The organism is Streptomyces sp. MGP-BFMKR1, from assembly GCF_057766585.1.
The window spans coordinates 7,517,479-7,534,004 of the sequence record NZ_CM173408.1; the positions used below are offsets into that span (position 1 = coordinate 7,517,479).

Annotated in this window: 16 protein-coding genes and 1 pseudogene; 11 read left to right on the top strand and 6 right to left on the bottom strand. The window is 73.9% G+C overall.

The window, feature by feature from the left end:
* Positions 1–94 precede the first annotated feature (94 nt).
* Entirely contained in the window at positions 95–1,246 is a 1,152-nt protein-coding gene (locus AC3CHW_RS30270) for a WD40/YVTN/BNR-like repeat-containing protein (protein WP_488468580.1), read from the top strand.
* Positions 1,247–1,340: 94 nt separating this feature from the next.
* On the opposite strand, the gene AC3CHW_RS30275 is transcribed toward AC3CHW_RS30270, so the two are convergent.
* Complete coding sequence (locus AC3CHW_RS30275) at positions 1,341–1,640, bottom strand: YciI family protein (protein WP_176160683.1); 300 nt, start codon at positions 1,638–1,640, stop codon at positions 1,341–1,343.
* An 88-nt stretch (positions 1,641–1,728) separates the two neighbouring features.
* On the opposite strand from AC3CHW_RS30275, the gene AC3CHW_RS30280 reads away from it, so the two are divergent.
* Entirely contained in the window at positions 1,729–2,460 is a 732-nt protein-coding gene (locus tag AC3CHW_RS30280; protein ID WP_488468581.1) for an endonuclease V, read from the top strand.
* A gap of 51 nt (positions 2,461–2,511) precedes the next feature.
* Positions 2,512–2,676, top strand: a complete 165-nt coding sequence (locus AC3CHW_RS30285; protein ID WP_176160682.1) for a hypothetical protein — start codon at positions 2,512–2,514, stop codon at positions 2,674–2,676.
* 76 nt (positions 2,677–2,752) lie between these two features.
* Here the strand turns inward: AC3CHW_RS30285 and AC3CHW_RS30290 are convergent, their stop codons facing one another.
* Together AC3CHW_RS30290 and AC3CHW_RS30295 are read right to left on the bottom strand one after the other, a co-directional pair.
* Complete coding sequence (locus AC3CHW_RS30290; protein WP_488468582.1) at positions 2,753–3,322, bottom strand: DUF1203 domain-containing protein; 570 nt, start codon at positions 3,320–3,322, stop codon at positions 2,753–2,755.
* A 106-nt stretch (positions 3,323–3,428) separates the two neighbouring features.
* Complete coding sequence (locus AC3CHW_RS30295) at positions 3,429–4,622, bottom strand: saccharopine dehydrogenase family protein (protein ID WP_488468583.1); 1,194 nt, start codon at positions 4,620–4,622, stop codon at positions 3,429–3,431.
* A 268-nt stretch (positions 4,623–4,890) separates the two neighbouring features.
* Here AC3CHW_RS30295 and AC3CHW_RS30300 point away from each other — a divergent pair, with 268 nt between their 5' ends.
* Together AC3CHW_RS30300 and AC3CHW_RS30305 are read left to right on the top strand one after the other, a co-directional pair.
* Positions 4,891–5,829 (top strand): dihydrodipicolinate synthase family protein, encoded by a 939-nt coding sequence (locus AC3CHW_RS30300; RefSeq protein ID WP_488468584.1) that lies wholly within the window; start codon positions 4,891–4,893, stop codon positions 5,827–5,829.
* A 65-nt stretch (positions 5,830–5,894) separates the two neighbouring features.
* Entirely contained in the window at positions 5,895–7,319 is a 1,425-nt protein-coding gene (locus AC3CHW_RS30305; RefSeq protein ID WP_488471214.1) for a sialate:H+ symport family MFS transporter, read from the top strand.
* Positions 7,320–7,340: 21 nt separating this feature from the next.
* On the opposite strand, the gene AC3CHW_RS30310 is transcribed toward AC3CHW_RS30305, so the two are convergent.
* Both AC3CHW_RS30310 and AC3CHW_RS30315 read right to left on the bottom strand, forming a co-directional pair.
* Positions 7,341–7,745, bottom strand: a complete 405-nt coding sequence (locus tag AC3CHW_RS30310) for a hypothetical protein (RefSeq protein ID WP_488468585.1) — start codon at positions 7,743–7,745, stop codon at positions 7,341–7,343.
* On the bottom strand, positions 7,742–8,200 hold the full coding sequence (locus AC3CHW_RS30315; RefSeq protein WP_488468586.1) for an OsmC family protein: 459 nt from the start codon (positions 8,198–8,200) through the stop codon (positions 7,742–7,744). Before AC3CHW_RS30315 ends, AC3CHW_RS30310 begins: the two co-directional genes overlap by 4 nt.
* 65 nt (positions 8,201–8,265) lie before the next feature.
* Between AC3CHW_RS30315 and AC3CHW_RS30320 the strand changes: the two genes are divergently transcribed.
* Complete coding sequence (locus AC3CHW_RS30320) at positions 8,266–8,970, top strand: ArsR/SmtB family transcription factor (protein WP_488468587.1); 705 nt, start codon at positions 8,266–8,268, stop codon at positions 8,968–8,970.
* A 64-nt stretch (positions 8,971–9,034) separates the two neighbouring features.
* On the opposite strand, the gene AC3CHW_RS30325 is transcribed toward AC3CHW_RS30320, so the two are convergent.
* On the bottom strand, positions 9,035–9,712 hold the full coding sequence (locus AC3CHW_RS30325) for an alpha/beta hydrolase (RefSeq protein WP_468066340.1): 678 nt from the start codon (positions 9,710–9,712) through the stop codon (positions 9,035–9,037).
* 156 nt (positions 9,713–9,868) lie between these two features.
* Between AC3CHW_RS30325 and AC3CHW_RS30330 the strand changes: the two are divergent.
* From AC3CHW_RS30330 to AC3CHW_RS30350, 5 genes and pseudogenes are all read left to right on the top strand, one after another.
* A pseudogene (locus tag AC3CHW_RS30330) lies at positions 9,869–10,246 on the top strand (IS982 family transposase); the annotation flags it as partial.
* Between the two features lie 219 nt (positions 10,247–10,465).
* Positions 10,466–11,605, top strand: a complete 1,140-nt coding sequence (locus tag AC3CHW_RS30335; RefSeq protein WP_488468588.1) for a CaiB/BaiF CoA transferase family protein — start codon at positions 10,466–10,468, stop codon at positions 11,603–11,605.
* 145 nt (positions 11,606–11,750) lie between these two features.
* Complete coding sequence (locus tag AC3CHW_RS30340) at positions 11,751–12,893, top strand: acyl-CoA dehydrogenase family protein (protein ID WP_488468589.1); 1,143 nt, start codon at positions 11,751–11,753, stop codon at positions 12,891–12,893.
* Between the two features lie 77 nt (positions 12,894–12,970).
* Complete coding sequence (locus AC3CHW_RS30345; protein ID WP_488468590.1) at positions 12,971–14,185, top strand: acetyl-CoA C-acetyltransferase; 1,215 nt, start codon at positions 12,971–12,973, stop codon at positions 14,183–14,185.
* A 35-nt stretch (positions 14,186–14,220) separates the two neighbouring features.
* The gene (locus AC3CHW_RS30350) at positions 14,221–16,401 is read left to right on the top strand and encodes a 3-hydroxyacyl-CoA dehydrogenase NAD-binding domain-containing protein (RefSeq protein ID WP_488468591.1); all 2,181 of its coding nucleotides are present in this window, start codon (positions 14,221–14,223) and stop codon (positions 16,399–16,401) included.
* The last annotated feature ends 125 nt before the right edge of the window (positions 16,402–16,526 follow it).

Sequence of the window (16,526 nt, forward strand, 5' to 3'; positions counted from 1 at the left end):
CGGCTCGTGCCCGCCCGCCACCGGGGCGTGTTCGTGGGGCGCCGACCGTGGACGCCGCCGCGCCCATGGGCTAGCTTCCAGCGCCATGAGGGTCATGGGGACGATGCGACGGATGATGACGGCGGGGCTGTGCGGGGTGGCGCTGGCGGCCGTGCTGACGGCGCCGGCGCAGGCCGGCGCGGCGGGTGCGGGCGACCGGTCGGACGGTGCCGCGGCGGAGTCGGCCGGGGCCGCGGGGAGCGGTTCGCCGTACGCCACGGGAGCGGGGCTGGCCTGGCGGGCCAGTGACAGCGGCAGCGACGCCAGGTTCCGCGGGCTGGCCGCCGTCGACCGGCGCACCGCCTGGGTGGCCGGTACGAAGGGCACCGTGTTGCGCACCGTGAACGGCGGCCGGAGCTGGCGCGACGTGTCGCCGCCCGGCGCGGGCGCGCTGGAGTTCCGGGACGTGGAGGCGTTCGACTCGCGGCACGCGGTGGTGCTCGCCATCGGCGAGGGCGAGGCGTCGCGGGTCTTCCGCACCGCCGACGGCGGCGCGACCTGGACGGAGAGCTTCCGCAACACCGACCCGGCGGCCTTCTACGACTGCATGACCTTCTTCGACGCCCGGCACGGCATCGCGCTCAGCGACCCGGTGGACGGCAAGTACCGCATCCTGTCCACCGGCGACGGCGGCCGGAGCTGGCGGGTGCTGCCCTCGGCGGGGATGCCGGCCGCCCAGCCGGGCGAGGCCGCGTTCGCCGCCAGCGGCCAGTGCCTGGTCAGCTCGGGCGGCCGGGACGCCTGGATCGCCACCGGCGGGGCCGCCACCGCACGCGTGCTGCACTCGGCCGACCGGGGCCTGACCTGGACGGTCGCCCAGGCGCCCATCCCGGCCGGCGACCCGGCCCGCGGCGTCTTCGGCCTCGCGTTCCGCGACGCCCGGCACGGCCTGGCCGTGGGCGGCGACTACCGCGCCGGCGAGCCGTCGCTGCGTACCGCCGCGGTCACCGGCGACGGCGGCGCGACCTGGACGAACGCCCGGCGCCAGCCGCCCGGCTACCGCTCCGGCGTCGCCTGGCTGCCGCACAGCCGCTCCGCCGCGCTCGCCGTCGGCCCCACCGGCAGCGAACTCACCCTCGACGGCGGCCGGCGCTGGCACACCTTCGACACCGGCTCGTACGACACGGTCGACTGCACCCCGGACCTGAGCTGCTGGGCCGCCGGCGAGCAGGGCCGCGTCGGGCGCCTCGCGCTCTCCGGCCGTTGACCGCGCCGCCGGGCGCACGGGCGACGGGTGAGGCTGGGCCGGGGCGAGAGCGTCTCGCCCCGGCCCAGCCGGTGTCCGGCGGGGCCGGGCGGGCTCAGGCCGGCAGCTCCTGCCGGTACGCGGCCAGCTCGGGCGACGTCTTGGTCGCCAGGAACTCCGTGATCCGGTACGCGCACACCTCCGCCGTGACGAACGGGTCGCTCGCCACCACCTCCTCGATGGCGGCCCGGTCCGCCCCCACCGCGAGGATCACGCCGCCGTCGCGCGGCTCCTTGCGCCCGGAGGCGATGAAGGTCCCCGACGCGTAGTGCGTGTTCAGCCAGTCGACGTGGTCACTGAGCAGGGCGTCGACGCGCTCCAGGGGAGCCGTGTAGGTCAACTCGAGTACGAACATGATCACCAGGCTACGCCGTACGCCCGACGCCGATCCCGCCGCCGCCGCGCGGGGCAACCGTTCGACCCCGCGTAGCGTGATCACCGGTATGAGCTCTTCCAGCGAACCCACGGGACAGCCGGCCTGGGCGGCCGTGCCCGCTGACTGGCCGCGCACCGAGGCCGAGGCCACCGCCGTCCAGGAACGGCTGCGCGGCGCCGTCGACGCGTCGAGCGCGGCCACCCTGCCGGGCGCCCCCGGCCTGGTGGTGGGCGTGGACGTGGCGTACGACGACGAACGCGACCTGGTCGCGGCGGCGGCCGTCGCGCTCGACGCGCGCGGCCTGGCCCGCGTCGCGGAGGCGACCGCCGTCGGCCGGGTCTCCTTCCCCTACGTGCCGGGCCTCCTCGCCTTCCGGGAGATCCCCACCGTGCTGGCCGCCCTCGACCGCCTCGGCCACACGCCCGACCTGGTGGTGTGCGACGGCTACGGGCTGGCCCACCCGCGCCGCTTCGGGTTGGCCAGCCACCTCGGGGTGATCACCGGACTGCCGACCATCGGCGTCGCCAAGAGCCCCTTCGTCTTCCGCCACGACCCGCCGGGCCAACGGCGCGGCGACGCCTCGCCGCTGTGGGACGGCACCCAGGAGGTGGGCCGGGCGCTGCGCACCCAACCGGGCGTCAAGCCGGTCTTCGTCTCCGTCGGCCACCGGATGACGCTCGACGCCGCCTGCGCCCACGCCCTGCGCCTGAGCCCCCGCTACCGGCTGCCGGAGACCACCCGCGCGGCCGACGCCGCCTGCCGCCGGGCGCTGGCCGCCCTCGCCCGCGAGCACGGCTAGCCGCCGCCGGCCGCGGGCGGAGGCCGCTGGCGTTGTCGGTATGTTGGTGGCATGGCAGAGCATGACTACCAGTTGATGAACCGGTCCCGCTGGCAACGCCGGCTGGACCCGATCGTGGCCACCGTGCTCATGATCGGCATCGTGTACGGCGCGTTCTGGCTGTTCTGGCAGCTGTGCACGTCGTACGCCGGTGTGATCGCCAACCTCTTCGACTGACCCGGACCGCCGGACCGGCCCCGCCGAGCCCACCCCGCCGCGCTGGTCGCGCGGTGGGGTGGCTCGGCGGCTTCGCTCATCCCGCGCGGCGGGTCTCCGCGAGGAAGCAGCCGTACTCCACGGCCCTGATGTGCACGGCCGCGACCCGCGGATCGCGGTACCACTCCTCCAGGGCCTCGGCGGGGGAGCCGCCGTGCTCCGGGCTCCCCTGGATCAGCAGCCGCCCACCGAGGATGCGGCCCTCCGCCGAGTAGGCGCGCAGCACCCGCCGCTCGCCCACGATGCCCCGCGGGTAGCCGTTCGGGGTGGCGTCCCGCCCGCCGCCGGACCAGCCGGCGCACGGCTCGGGGTGGATGAAGACCGGGCCGACCTCGTCGTACGCGCCCGGCGTGGCGCCCGTCTCGGCGGCCCAGCGGCGCAGCGGCGCGTACGAGACCAGCATCAGCCGCTCACCGGGGGTGCTGCGGCCCAGGCAGCAGCGCAGCGGGTTGCCGCCGTCCTCGTCGACGACCACGCGCGGGGCCCGGCCGGCGTCGTCGCGCACCCGCAGTTCGCGCAGCACCTCGGGGGCGATGGGGCGGATCTCGTAGCGCGGCCGGAAGTCCTCGTCGAGGGTGCGGGTCTGGGTGTCCGTGTGGGTGCTCATGCAGCCATGGTGGAGCGCCCGGGGCGCCGCTTCTGGCGGGTATCGGACATCGCGTTCGGGCCCGTACGGGGATGCGCGCCGGGCCCGCCCCCAGTCAGCGCCCCGTTCAGTGTTCCGACACGACCCGGAAGCCGAGGCCCGCGCGGACCAGCCGGGCCGTGAGTCGCTCGCCCATCGCGGTGGCCGGCGTGACCTGGCCCGCGGTCTCCGGGAGGTCGTCGAGCGCCAGGCACAGCGCCGACTCGGCCAGCATCCTGGCCGTCTCACCGTAGCCCGGGTCGCCGCCGCGGACCTCGGTGACCACCCGGCGCCCGTCGCCCTGTCCCACCAGGCGCAGCGCGAACCAGCTCCGCTCCCGCCGCTCCGGGCTCGGCCCGTCGCCCGGGCCGCGCCGGCCGGTCAGCCAGGAGCGCACCGGCGGCACCTGCGCCAGCGCGGCCAGCGCGCCGACCCCGGCCACGCCCGCCGCGGCCACCGGCAGCCGGCGCACGGCCGCGAAGTGGCGGTAGCGGAACGCCGGCCCGTAGGCCGTGGACGCGGCGGCCGAGCGGGCGACGACCTGCGCGTCGATCGTCGGCAGCGGAACGCCCCAGGCCCGCACCGCGCGGCTGTGGTGCACGGGGCCGAGCGGGGCGCGCACGGTCCGCCCGGCCGGGCGGGGCTCCGCGCGCCGCCGCTCCCGCGCCGCGCGGACCATCGCCAGCGGCCGGGAGGCGGCCGTCAGCGCCGAGTCCAGCGTTCCGCCGGAGAAGGTGGCGTTGGTGCGCAGGTAGCCGTCGACGCGTAGCGGCACGTCCCGTGGCAGCAGCCCCACGGTGTACAGCGCGCCCAGGTCGGCCGGGAGGGAGTCGAAGCCGCACGTGTGCACGAGCCGGGCGCCGGTGGCGCGGGCCCGCTCGTGGTGGCGCACGTACGTCCGGTCGACGAACTCGGGCTCGCCGGTCAGGTCGACGTAGTCGGTGCCGGCCTCGGCGCACGCGGCGACCAGCGGCCCGCCGTAGCGCAGGTAGGGGCCGACGGTGGTGGCGACCACTCGGGTGTTTTCGGCCAGCGCCCGGACCGCGTCGCGGTCGGCGACGTCCACGGTCAGCAGCGGCAGCGCCGCGTGCGCCGGGTCGGTGACGGCCAGCTCGGCGCGCAGCGCCTCCAGGCGGTCCCGGCTGCGCCCGGCCAGCGCCCAGCGCAGCCCGGGCGGGGCGTGCTCGGCCAGGTAGTGGGCGGTCAGCGCGCCCACGAAGCCGGTGGCGCCGACGAGCACCACGTCGTACGCGCGCTGTGGGTCGAGTCCCTCGCGTGGCATCGCTTCCCCTCGCGGCCCGCGGGCCGGGCCCCGAGCGTGGTGCGTGGCTGCGCTGTGCGTGATCCACAGCCTGGAGGCCGCCACGCTAGGCAGCTATTGACCAGCAGTCAACAAGAGGGCACCCGGATGTGGGAGAGGTTGACAGGCGTCCGGCGCTCCGTCACATTCACCCCACACATCGGACGTCCAACGTCCGTATTGTCATCTTTACTGCTATGGCTTGGCTCCCTCCCACCCCTGGCTGACGCCTCGTAGAAAGCTGATCCCGATGCGCCCTCCGGTTCCCCTCACCGGCGTCATCCCGCCGATGTGCACCCCGCTCACCCCCACCGGCGACGTGGACACCCGGTCGCTGGCCGCGCTCACCCGACGGCTCCTGGACGCCGGCGTGCACGGGCTGTTCGCCCTCGGCTCCACCGGCGAGGTCGCCTACCTCACCGACGCCCAGCGCCGCATCGCCCTGGAGACGGTGGTGGAGGCCGCCGCCGGACGGGTCCCCGTGCTCGCCGGCGTCATCGACACGACCACCGCGCGGATGCGCGACCACGCCGTCGGCGCCGCCGCCAGCGGCGCCGACGCCCTCGTGGCCACCGCCCCCTTCTACACCCGCACCCACCCCGCCGAGATCGCCGACCACTTCCGCCGGCTGCGCGCCGGCACCGAGCTGCCGCTGTTCGCGTACGACATCCCCGCCGCCGTGCACACCAAGCTCACCGCCGCCATCGTGCTGCCGCTGGCCGCCGACGGCACCCTCGCCGGGCTCAAGGACAGCAGCGGCCAGGTGGAGGAGGCGCGCCGGCTGCTCGTCGCGGCCCGCGACCGCGGCCTGGGCGAGCGGTTCTCCGTGCTGACCGGCTCCGAGATGGCCGTGGACGGCGCCCTGCTGGCCGGCGTGCACGGCGTCGTACCGGGCCTCGGCAACGTGGACCCACACGGCTACCTGCGGCTCTACGCGCACGCCCGCGCCGGCCGGTGGGCCGAGGCCGCGGCCGAACAGGACCGGCTCGCCGCGCTGTTCGCCCTCACCGAGACCGGCGATCCGGCGCGGATGGGCGGCAGCTCGTCGGCGCTCGGCGGCTTCAAGGCCGCGCTGCACCTGCTCGGCGTCATCGACTGCCCCGCCACCGCGGCGCCGCAGGTCCCGCTGGATGCCGCGGCCGTGGACCGGGTGCGCAAGTTCCTCGACGACGCGGGCCTGACCGCGTGAGCGCCACCGGGCGCGAGGCGGGCACGCGCTGGTACCGCGAGGTGTCCCCGGGCCAGTGGAAGGCCATGTTCGCCGCCTGGCTCGGCTACCTCCTCGACGGCTTCGACTTCGTCCTGATCACCCTGGTGCTGACCGAGATCGCCGACGAGTTCGACCTCAGCGGCGTCGAGGCCGCCAGCCTGGTCTCCGCCGCCTTCATCACCCGCTGGCTCGGCGGCGCGCTGCTCGGCGCCTTCGGTGACCGCTACGGGCGCAAGGCCGCCATGATCGTCAGCATCCTGCTCTACTCCTTCGGCACCTTCGCCTGCGGCTTCGCCTGGGGGTACGCCAGCCTCTTCGTCGCCCGGCTGCTGATCGGCGTGGGCATGGCGGGGGAGTACAGCGCGAGCGCCACCTACGTCCTGGAGAGCTGGCCGCCACGGCTGCGCAACCGCGCCTCCGGCTTCCTGATCTCCGGCTACGCCGGCGGCACCATCCTCGCCTCCAAGCTCTACGAGTGGGTGGTGCCGAACTGGGGCTGGCGCTGGATGTTCTGGATCGGCGTGCTGCCGGTCCTGGTCGCCCTGTGGGTACGTCGCGCGCTGCCGGAGGCCGAGGACTGGAGCGCGGAGGTCGCCGCCGGTGGCCAGCGCCCGAACCCGTTCGCGCCGCTGTTCGCCGGGCACCGCAGGACCTGGCTGAACACGCTGCTGACCGTGCTCGCCAGTGCCGCGCTGTTCTGCGTGTTCACCCCGCTCGGCAAGGGCCTGGTGTGGCCGCTGGCGATCCTGGCCGCCGGCTGCCTGATCGCCTTCGCGGTCCAGGTGGGCGGCCGACGGCAGTGGGTCCTGTACGTGTCCCTCATGGTCACCGTCTTCTGCGCCTTCCTCTACAGCTGGCCGATCCAGGCCCTGCTGCCCACCTACCTCAAGACCGAGATGGGCTACGCGCCGGGCCAGGTGGGCGACGTCATGTTCTACGCCGGGTTCGGCACCATGTGCGGCTGCTGGCTCGCGGGCTTCGTCGGCGACTGGGTGGGCACCCGGCGCGCGTACGCCTGGACCCTGATCGCCTCGCTGGGCTTCGTCTTCCCCGTCTTCGCCGTCGACGAGAGCCTGGTCGCGCTCGGCGTGCTGCTGTTCGGGCTGCTCGCCCTCAGCCAGGGCATCTCGGGCATCCTCCCCAAGTACATCGCCAGCCACTTCCCGACCGGCAACCGGGCCGCCTCGCTCGGCTTCGTCTACAACGTCGGCGCGCTCGGCGGCGCCGTGGCCCCGGTACTCGGCGCCCACCTGGCCGAGGGGATGCCGCTGGGGCGGGCGCTGGCCGTGTTGACGTTCGGGCTGACCCTGGTCGTCATCGTGCTCGTCGGCTGTGACGTCCCGCGCCGGCTGGCCCGGATCACCGACCCCGAAGCGCTGGACGACCACCTGGTGCCGGCCGCCGCCCCGGCGCGGAGCCCGGCCCCGCCCCGGGCGGACGACGTGCGCGGGACGGCGCCCGCCGACTGAGCCGGGGCCGGCCCCCGCGCGTCAGCCCCGCTCCCACCGTGCGACCACCTCGCGGCAGGCCCCGAGGTGCTCGTCCGACACGAGCAGGACGAGGTTGCCGGCGTGGTCGCTGTACTGGGTGGCGACGTTCACGCCCGCGTCGCCCAACCGGCGGGCGAGGGTGCCGAGCTGGCCGGGCGTCTCCTGGTCGAGACGGGTCGTGACGACGTCGCGGACGACGGCGGGGCCCAGGCCCGCGGCGGCGACGGCCGCCAGCGCGGCGGACCTGTCGTCGACCAGGTAGTGCGCGACGGCCCGCCCCTCACACGCGAACACGCCACCTCCCTCCAGGCTCACCCCGGCCGCGCCCAGCGCCTGGCCCAGGTCGGCCAGCGCCCCGGGCCGGTCCGGCAGGCACACCTCAAGATCCCACGGCCCGGCGGTCACGCGGTCACCACGGTGGTGGCCACCTCGACCGGCACCGACAGGCTGTTGGCGACGTAACAGGAGCGGTGCGCCCGCTCGGCGATCTCCCGGACCCGGGCCGGGTCCGTCCCGGCGGCGACCGTGACGGTGACCCGCAGCCGGATCGCGGCCAGCCGGGCCGGCTCGGCGGTCAGGTCGAGGTGGCTGCCGGCCTCGTCGTCGTACCCGAGCACGGTCACCCCGGCGCGGGCGGCGGCGCCCAGGAAGGACAGCATCTGACAGGAGGAGGCGGCCATGACCACCAGTTGTTCGGGGTTGAGCCGGTCGGGGTCGCCGCGGAAGGCCGGGTCCGCGCTCAGGTCGACCCGCGCGGCGGCGGGCGGGGCGACGGCGGTGTGGTCGCGCGAGTAGCCGCGGACCCCGTCCGCGGTGGAGCCGTCCCAGTGCAGATGGGCGCGGTAGGTGCGGGTGTCCATGCGGAGACCGTAGGCGCCCGACGCTTCGGCGCCGGCCGAAGCGTCGGCGTCGTATCGTCACCCCCATGAGCCGGGACCGGGACTTCACCAGCGTGGGCAGGGCGCTCGCCGCGCCCGCGCGCTCGGCCTTCCTCAACCTCCTCATGGACGGCACCAGCCGGCCGGCCGGCGAGCTGGCCCGGGCGGCCGGGGTGAGCGCGTCGACCGCGTCCGAGCACCTGGCGGCGCTGGTCGACGCCGGCCTGGTGACCTGTGAGGCGCGCGGTCGCCGCCGCTACTACGCGCTCGCCGGCCCACGGGTCGCCACCGCACTCGAAGCGCTCGGCGCCCTGGCCGACCCGGTGCCCGTCTCCGGGTACCGCCGCAGCCGCGAGGCGCGCACCCTGGCCGCGGCGCGGCTGTGCTACGACCACCTCGCCGGACGGCTCGGCGTCGCCCTGACCGACGCCTGGACACACCGGGGATGGCTGACCGACCGCGAGTCGCTGACCCTCGCCGACGCCGGCGCCACGGGCCTGCGCGCGCTCGGCGTGGACGTGGACGGCGCGCTCCGCGCCCGCCGCCCCACCACCCGGGCCTGCCCGGACTGGACGGAACGCCGCACCCACCTGGCCGGCGCCCTGGGCGCCGCGGTCGGCACGCGCTTCCTCGCCGCCCGCTGGGTCGTACGGCACCCCTCCGGCCGCGGGCTGAACACCACGGACAGCGGCCGGGAGCTGCTGCGTGAGACCTGGGGCATCGAGCTGACCGACCGGAGCCCGGTGGCCTAGATGATCTATTCCAAGGGGTGATATCGGCGCTGACGCGTCAGACGGGCGTGTAGCTGTGTAGCTGTTACGCCCCGGGGCGGTATGCCTCCAGGTGGTCGGCCAGTTCCATGGGGTGACCGAGCATGGGGCAGTGGTCACCGGGCATCTCGTCGGGTGTGATGCCCAGGCGTTCCCGCACGATCCGGCGCATGTACTCGGCGGGGAAGAAGCGGTCGTCCCTGGACAGGAGGAACTTCGTGGGCACATCCGGCCACGCGGCGAGTGGCCATGGCTTCATGAACGGTGTCGCCGATTGCGTGCGCGTGTGCTTCTTGGCCTCGGCGGCCAGTGCCGGCGGGGTGTCGTGGTGGAACAGGGCAGTGTCGTCGTCGGGATCCCTGCCGTCGCGTTCGTCTTGTTCGCGCCTGGCCTGCTCGTAGCCGGTGTTGGCCCACCACTGGCCCGGGCTCTCGCCCATTGCTGGGATCTGCGCCTGCAGCATCACCAGCAGGTCCACCGGCACGCGGTCGCACACCAACGGTGCGGTGAACCCGCCGAAGGAATGGGCCACCAAGATCAGGCCGGTGCGATCACCGATGGCGTCGACCACGGTGTCGGCGTACTCGGCCAGCCCGGCCGAGTCCTCGTCGCAGGGCAGGTCCACCGCCACCACGTCATGGCCCCGCCCACGCAGCTCGGCCTCCAGCAGGTGCCAGTACCACGGGCCGGACGCGGCACCGGGAATCAACACATACGTAGCCATCGTCAGTGACCCCCTCGGTAGCGAACATGGCGCCTCAACGCCGTCGCGCTGCCCATCGAGGCACGGCGAGCGAACACCCCACTGCCGGGCCGGAGTTGTCCCGCGCTCGGGAGGCGTTCCACGCGTTGATAAGGCGAGGGCATCCATGATCATTGTGTGACGAGCAATCTGGATATCCTCGCGACCGCACTCTATGTGAAGACTGACGACGTGCTGAAGACATCTCCGCATCTGGCCCCGTACCGACCCGACGTCGGCACAGCGCCGCGGCTGAGAGACGCAGAACTGGTCACGCTCTCGGTCATGCAGGCACTGCTCTGCTTCACCTCCGAGGCCCGCTGGATCCGCTAGGCGCGCAGCAACCCGCGGCATCTGTTCCCGTACCTGCCGAAACAGCCCGGCTACAACAAGCGGCTGCGCAAGGCCGCCGGGCTGATTCAGCAGGTCACACGCCTGCTGGCGGTCGACACCACGCTATGGAACGACGACGTCGGGGTGGTCGACTCCACCCCGGTGGAATGCGGGCGCTCCCGCGGCGGGCGGCGCCGGCCGGTTCCGGGCGAGGAGCCGGACGCCGGGAGTGGCCGCTGACGCCCGCCGTGCTCAACGGGCTTGGAGAGCAGGGAGCTTACGCGACGGTAAGTCGGGCCCCGACCGGCGCGAGCCCGTCGCTCGGAGGGCTTGTGGAAACTGGAACGTGTTCTTAGCATCGGCGGTGTTACAGCAAAATTGTCATAACGACGTGGGGGTCGGATGACGGCAACACCACACGGTCCGCTCACCGGGGTGCGGGTCGTGGAACTGGCAGGCATCGGCCCCGGTCCGTACGCGGCGATGGTGCTCGCCGACCTCGGCGCCGACGTGGTGCGCGTCGACCGCCCGACCGGCGCCGGCCTGGGCATCGACCCGGCCCACGACATCACCAACCGCAACAAGCGCTCGGTGACCGTCGACCTCAAGTCCGAGCGGGGCCCGGGGACCGTGCTCGACCTCGTCGAGCGCGCCGACATCCTCATCGAGGGGCTGCGCCCCGGCGTCGCCGAGCGGCTCGGCGTCGGCCCCGACGCCTGCCTGGCCCGCAACCCGGCGCTGGTCTACGGCCGGATGACCGGTTGGGGCCAGGACGGGCCGCTGGCCCAGCGGGCCGGGCACGACATCGGCTACATCGCCATCACGGGCGTCCTCGGCATGATCGGCGCGCCGAACCAGCCGCCGGCCATCCCCGCCAACCTCGTCGGGGACTACGCGGGCGGCTCGCTCTACCTGGTCATCGGCGTCCTCGCGGCCCTCCAGCACGCCCGCACCCCGGGCGGCGCGGGCCAGGTCGTGGACGCCGCGATCGTGGACGGCACGGTCCACCTGTCCTCGATGATCCACGGCATGCTGGCGGCCGGCGCGTGGCAGGACCGCAGGGGCGCCAACCTGCTCGACGGCGGCTGCCCGTTCTACGGCGTCTACGAGACCGCGGACGGCGGCCACATGGCGGTCGGCGCCCTGGAGCCGCGGTTCTACGCCGAGTTCACCACCCTGCTCGGCATCGCGGACCAGGCACCCGAACAGGGCGACATGGCCCGCTGGGGCGAGCTGCGCGAACTGGTGGCGGCCCGGTTCAGGACCCGTACCCGCGAGGAGTGGACCGAGGTCTTCGCGGCGTCGGACGCCTGCACCGCGCCCGTGCTCTCGCTGCGCGAGGCGCCCACCCATCCGCACCTGGCCGCCCGCGGCACCTTCACCGAGCACGCCGGCATCGTCCAGCCCGCGCCCGCGCCGCGCTTCTCGGCGACCCCCGGCAGCGTGCGCAGACCCCCGGCCCTGCCGGGCGCGCACACCGCCGAGGTCGCCGACGACTGGGGCCTGCCGCACCTCGCCGACCCACCCGCCACCGGCCCGTGACCCCGGGACCCGCGCCGCCGCCCACGCCCCGGCCCGCGCCCCGCACCGGGTGGCCGCACCACCCGCACCCGCAGCCCACGCACCCGCACCCGCAGCCCCCGCCCCAGCGACTCCCGCCCGTACGGCAGCACCCGAGGAGAGACACGTGAAGCGCCAGATCTTCGCCGCGGAACACGAGGCGTTCCGCGAGACCGTACGGACCTTCCTGGCCAAGGAGGTGCTGCCGCACTACGAGCGGTGGGAGGAGAACGGCATCGTGGACCGGGACGCCTGGCTCGCGGCCGGTCGGCAGGGGCTGCTGGGCTTCGCCGTGCCCGAGGAGTTCGGGGGCGGCGGCAACGAGGACTTCCGCTACAGCGCCGTGCTCGCCGAGGAGTTCACCCGCGCCGCGGCCCCCGGGCTAGCGCTCGGCCTGCACAACGACATCATCGGCCCGTACCTGACCTCGCTCGGCACCGACGAGCAGAAGCGCCGCTGGCTGCCCGGCTTCTGCAGCGGCGAGATCATCACGGCCATCGCCATGACCGAGCCCGGCGCCGGCTCCGACCTGCAGGGCATTCGCACCAACGCCGAGGACCGGGGAGACCGCTGGGTCCTGAACGGCTCCAAGACGTTCATCTCCAACGGCATCCTGGCCGACCTGGTCATCGTCGTCGCCAAGACCACCCCCGAGGGCGGGGCGCACGGGCTGAGCCTGCTGGTGGTCGAGCGCGGCATGGCCGGCTTCGAGCGGGGCCGCAATCTGGCCAAGATCGGCCAGAAGTCCCAGGACACCGCCGAACTGTTCTTCAACGACGTGGTCGTGCCGAAGGAGAACCTGCTCGGCGAGTTGAACGGCGCCTTCGTCCACCTCATGACCAACCTCGCCCAGGAGCGGCTGAACATCGCCATCGCCTCCATCGCCGGGGCCGAGCACGTCCTGGAGATGACGACGGCCTACGTCAAGGAGCGGGAGGCGTTCGGCCGGCCGCTCGCGCGGCTCCAGCACGTGCGCTTCGAGATCGCCGAGATGGCCACCGAGTGCGCCGTCACCCGCAGCTTCGTGGACCGCTGCATCGTGGACCACGACGCGGGGGAGCTTGACGCCACGCACGCCTCGATGGCCAAGTGGTGGGCGAGCGAGCTCCAGAAGCGGGTCACCGACCGCTGCCTCCAGCTCCACGGCGGCTACGGCTACATGGCCGAATACCCCATCGCCCGGGCGTTCACCGACGGCCGCATCCAGACGATCTACGGCGGCACCACCGAGATCATGAAGGAGATCATCGGCCGGTCCCTGCTCTCCTGACCCACCCGCCCCCGGGCGCGCGCGGACGCGCCGAATCCGGTGGCAGACCCCGTACCGCTCCCCGAAAGGCTTCCGACGTGAGCACCGAAGCGTACGTGTACGACGCGATCCGCACCCCGCGCGGGCGCGGGAAGGCCGCCGGCTCCCTGCACGGCACCAAGCCCATCGACCTGGTGGTCGGCCTCATCCACGAACTCCGCCACCGGCTGCCCGGCCTGGACCCGGCGGCCATCGACGACATCGTCCTCGGCGTCGTCGCCCCCCTCGGCGACCAGGGCTCGGACATCGCCAAGGTGGCGGCGCTCGCCGCCGGCCTGCCCGACACCGTCGCCGGCGTGCAGGAGAACCGCTTCTGTGCCTCCGGCCTCGAAGCGGTCAACATGGCGGCGGCCAAGGTCCGCTCCGGCTGGGAGGACCTGGTCCTGGCCGGCGGCGTCGAGTCCATGTCCCGGGTGCCGATGGGCTCCGACGGCGGCGCCTGGTTCGGCGACCCGATGACCAACCTGGAGACCGGCTTCGTCCCGCAGGGCATCAGCGCCGACCTCATCGCCACCGTCGAGGGGTTCAGCCGCCACGACGTGGACTCCTACGCCGCGCTCTCCCAGGAGCGGGCCGCCGAGGCGTGGAAGGACGGCCGCTTCGAGCGCTCGGTGATCCCCGTCCGCGACCGCAACGGCCTGGTCGTCCTCGACCACGACGAGCACATGCGGCCCGGCACCACACCCGAGTCGCTCGCCGGCCTCAAGCCCTCCTTCGCCACCATCGGCGAGATGGGCGGCTTCGACGCGGTGGCGTTGCAGAAGTACCACTGGGTCGAGGCGATCGACCACGTCCACCACGCCGGCAACTCCTCCGGCATCGTGGACGGCTCGGCGCTGGTGGCCATCGGCAGCCGCGCGGTGGGCGAGCGGTACGGGCTGACGCCGCGCGCCCGCATCGTCTCCGCCGCCGTCTCCGGCTCCGACCCGACCATCATGCTCACCGGGCCCGCCCCCGCCTCCCGCAAGGCGTTGGCCAAGGCCGGGTTGACCATCGACGACATCGACCTGGTCGAGATCAACGAGGCGTTCGCCGCGGTCGTGCTGCGCTACGTCAAGGACATGGGCCTCAGCCTCGACAAGGTCAACGTCAACGGCGGCGCCATCGCCCTGGGCCACCCGCTCGGCGCCACCGGCGCCATCCTGCTCGGCACCGTCATCGACGAACTGGAACGGCGCGACCAGCGGTACGGCCTGATCACGCTGTGCGTGGGCGGCGGCATGGGCATCGCCACCGTCGTCGAGCGCGTCTGACCGCCCGCCGCCAACCCTCATACGGAGACAGACAGATGAGCACCGAGCCCACCACCATCCGCTGGGAACAGGACGACACGGGCGTGGTCACCCTCGTCCTGGACGACCCGGACCAGTCGGCCAACACCATGAACGCCGCCTTCAAGGCGTCGCTGGCCGCCGTCGCCGACCGCCTGGAGGCCGAGCGGGACTCCGTCCGCGGCATCATCGTCACCTCGGCCAAGAAGACCTTCTTCGCCGGCGGCGACCTGCGCGACCTGATCGCCGTCACCCCCGAGCACGCCCAGCCGGTCTTCGACGCCAGCCGCGAACTCAAGCGCGACCTGCGCCGCATCGAGACCCTCGGCAAGCCGATCGTCGCGGCCATCAACGGCGCCGCGCTCGGCGGCGGTTACGAGATCGCCCTGGCCTGCCACCACCGCGTCGCCCTGGAGGTGTCCGGCAGCAAGATCGGCCTGCCCGAGGTCACCCTCGGCCTGCTGCCCGGCGGCGGTGGCGTGGTCCGCACCGTACGCCTGCTCGGCATCACCGACGCGCTGCTCAAGGTGCTGCTCCAGGGCACCCAGTACAGCCCGGCCAGGGCCCTGGAGGCCGGCCTGATCCACGAGCTGGCCGCCGACCGGGACGAGTTGATCGCCAAGGCACGCGCGTTCATCGACGCCCACCCCGAGTCGCGCCAGCCCTGGGACACCGACGGCTACAAGATCCCCGGCGGCACCCCGGCCCACCCGAAGTTCGCGGCCAACCTGCCTGCGTACCCGGCCAACCTGCGCAAGCAGTTGAACGGCGCCCACTACCCGGCCCCGCGCAACATCATGGCCGCCGCGGTCGAGGGCTCCCAGGTGGACTTCGAGACCGCGCAGACCATCGAGGCCCGGTACTTCACCGAGCTGGTCACCGGCCAGATCGCCAAGAACATGACGCAGGCGTTCTTCTTCGACCTCCAGGCGGTCAACTCCGGCGCCAACCGGCCATCGGGCGTCGAGCCGCACACCGTACGCAAGGTCGCGGTGCTCGGCGCCGGCATGATGGGCGCCGGCATCACGTACTCCTGCGCCAAGGCCGGCATCGAGGTCGTGCTCAAGGACGTCAGCCAGGAGGCGGCCGACAAGGGCAAGGGCTACTCCGAGAAGCTGTGCGCCAAGGCCGTCTCGCGTGGCCGTACCACCCAGGACAAGGCGGACGCGCTGCTCGCCCGCATCACCCCGACCGCCGACCCGCGGGACCTGGCCGGCTGCGACGCGGTGATCGAGGCCGTCTTCGAGGACACCGCGCTCAAGCACAAGGTGTTCCAGGAGATCCAGGGCATCGTGGAGCCGGACGCGCTGCTGTGCTCCAACACCTCCACGCTGCCCATCACCCTGCTCGCCGAGGGCGTGGAGCGCCCGGTCGACTTCGTCGGCCTGCACTTCTTCTCGCCGGTGGACAAGATGCCGCTGGTGGAGATCATCAAGGGCGGCAAGACCGGCGAGGCCGCGCTGGCCCGCGCCTTCGACCTGGTCCGGCAGATCCAGAAGACCCCGATCGTGGTCAACGACTCGCGCGGCTTCTTCACCTCGCGTGTCATCGGCCACTTCATCAACGAGGGCGTCTCGATGCTCGCCGAGGGCGTCCCGGCGGCCACCATCGAGCAGGCCGCGGGCCAGGCCGGCTACCCGGCCAAGGTGCTCTCGCTCATGGACGAGCTGACCCTGACGCTGCCGCGCAAGATCCGCGAGGAGACCAAGCGGGCCGTCGAGGAGGCGGGCGGCGTGTGGGAGACGCACCCCGCGGAGGCGGTCATCGACCGCATGGTGCTGGAGTTCGAGCGCCCGGGCCGCAGCGGCGGCGCCGGCTTCTACGACTACGTGGACGGCAAGCGGGCGGGGCTGTGGCCCGGACTGCGCGAGCACTTCGGCCCCGCCGGCGACGCCCCCGAGGTGCCCTTCGAGGACCTGAAGGAGCGCATGCTGTTCGCCGAGGCGCTGGACACCGTGCGCTGCGTCGAGGAGGGCGTGCTCACCTCGGTCGCCGACGCCAACATCGGCTCCATCTTCGGCATCGGCTTCCCGGCCTGGACCGGCGGCGTCCTCCAGTACATCAACGGTTACGCGGGCGGCCTGCCCGGCTTCGTCGCCCGCGCCCGCGAACTCCAGGCGGCCTACGGCGACCGCTTCGCCCCGCCGGCCCTGCTGGTGGAGAAGGCCGAGCGGGGGGAGCGGTTCGCCGACGCGTAGCGCCTGGCCGGCGCGGGCTTCGGGGAGCGGCGGCCCGGCGCTGTCCGGCGGACCCACCGTCGGGCGGCGCCCGGCCCCGCCCCTGTCGGGTCTGGCCGTGCTGGCCCGGCGACGAGGCGTACCGC

Coding starts and splice junctions, on each gene's coding strand:
- AC3CHW_RS30270 (WP_488468580.1), top strand. CDS start 95: ATGGGGACGATGCGACGGATGATGACGGCGGGGCTGTGCGGGGTGGCG.
- AC3CHW_RS30275 (WP_176160683.1), bottom strand. CDS start 1,640: ATGTTCGTACTCGAGTTGACCTACACGGCTCCCCTGGAGCGCGTCGAC.
- AC3CHW_RS30280 (WP_488468581.1), top strand. CDS start 1,729: ATGAGCTCTTCCAGCGAACCCACGGGACAGCCGGCCTGGGCGGCCGTG.
- AC3CHW_RS30285 (WP_176160682.1), top strand. CDS start 2,512: ATGGCAGAGCATGACTACCAGTTGATGAACCGGTCCCGCTGGCAACGC.
- AC3CHW_RS30290 (WP_488468582.1), bottom strand. CDS start 3,322: ATGAGCACCCACACGGACACCCAGACCCGCACCCTCGACGAGGACTTC.
- AC3CHW_RS30295 (WP_488468583.1), bottom strand. CDS start 4,622: ATGCCACGCGAGGGACTCGACCCACAGCGCGCGTACGACGTGGTGCTC.
- AC3CHW_RS30300 (WP_488468584.1), top strand. CDS start 4,891: ATGCGCCCTCCGGTTCCCCTCACCGGCGTCATCCCGCCGATGTGCACC.
- AC3CHW_RS30305 (WP_488471214.1), top strand. CDS start 5,895: ATGTTCGCCGCCTGGCTCGGCTACCTCCTCGACGGCTTCGACTTCGTC.
- AC3CHW_RS30315 (WP_488468586.1), bottom strand. CDS start 8,200: ATGGACACCCGCACCTACCGCGCCCATCTGCACTGGGACGGCTCCACC.
- AC3CHW_RS30320 (WP_488468587.1), top strand. CDS start 8,266: ATGAGCCGGGACCGGGACTTCACCAGCGTGGGCAGGGCGCTCGCCGCG.
- AC3CHW_RS30325 (WP_468066340.1), bottom strand. CDS start 9,712: ATGGCTACGTATGTGTTGATTCCCGGTGCCGCGTCCGGCCCGTGGTAC.
- AC3CHW_RS30335 (WP_488468588.1), top strand. CDS start 10,466: ATGACGGCAACACCACACGGTCCGCTCACCGGGGTGCGGGTCGTGGAA.
- AC3CHW_RS30350 (WP_488468591.1), top strand. CDS start 14,221: ATGAGCACCGAGCCCACCACCATCCGCTGGGAACAGGACGACACGGGC.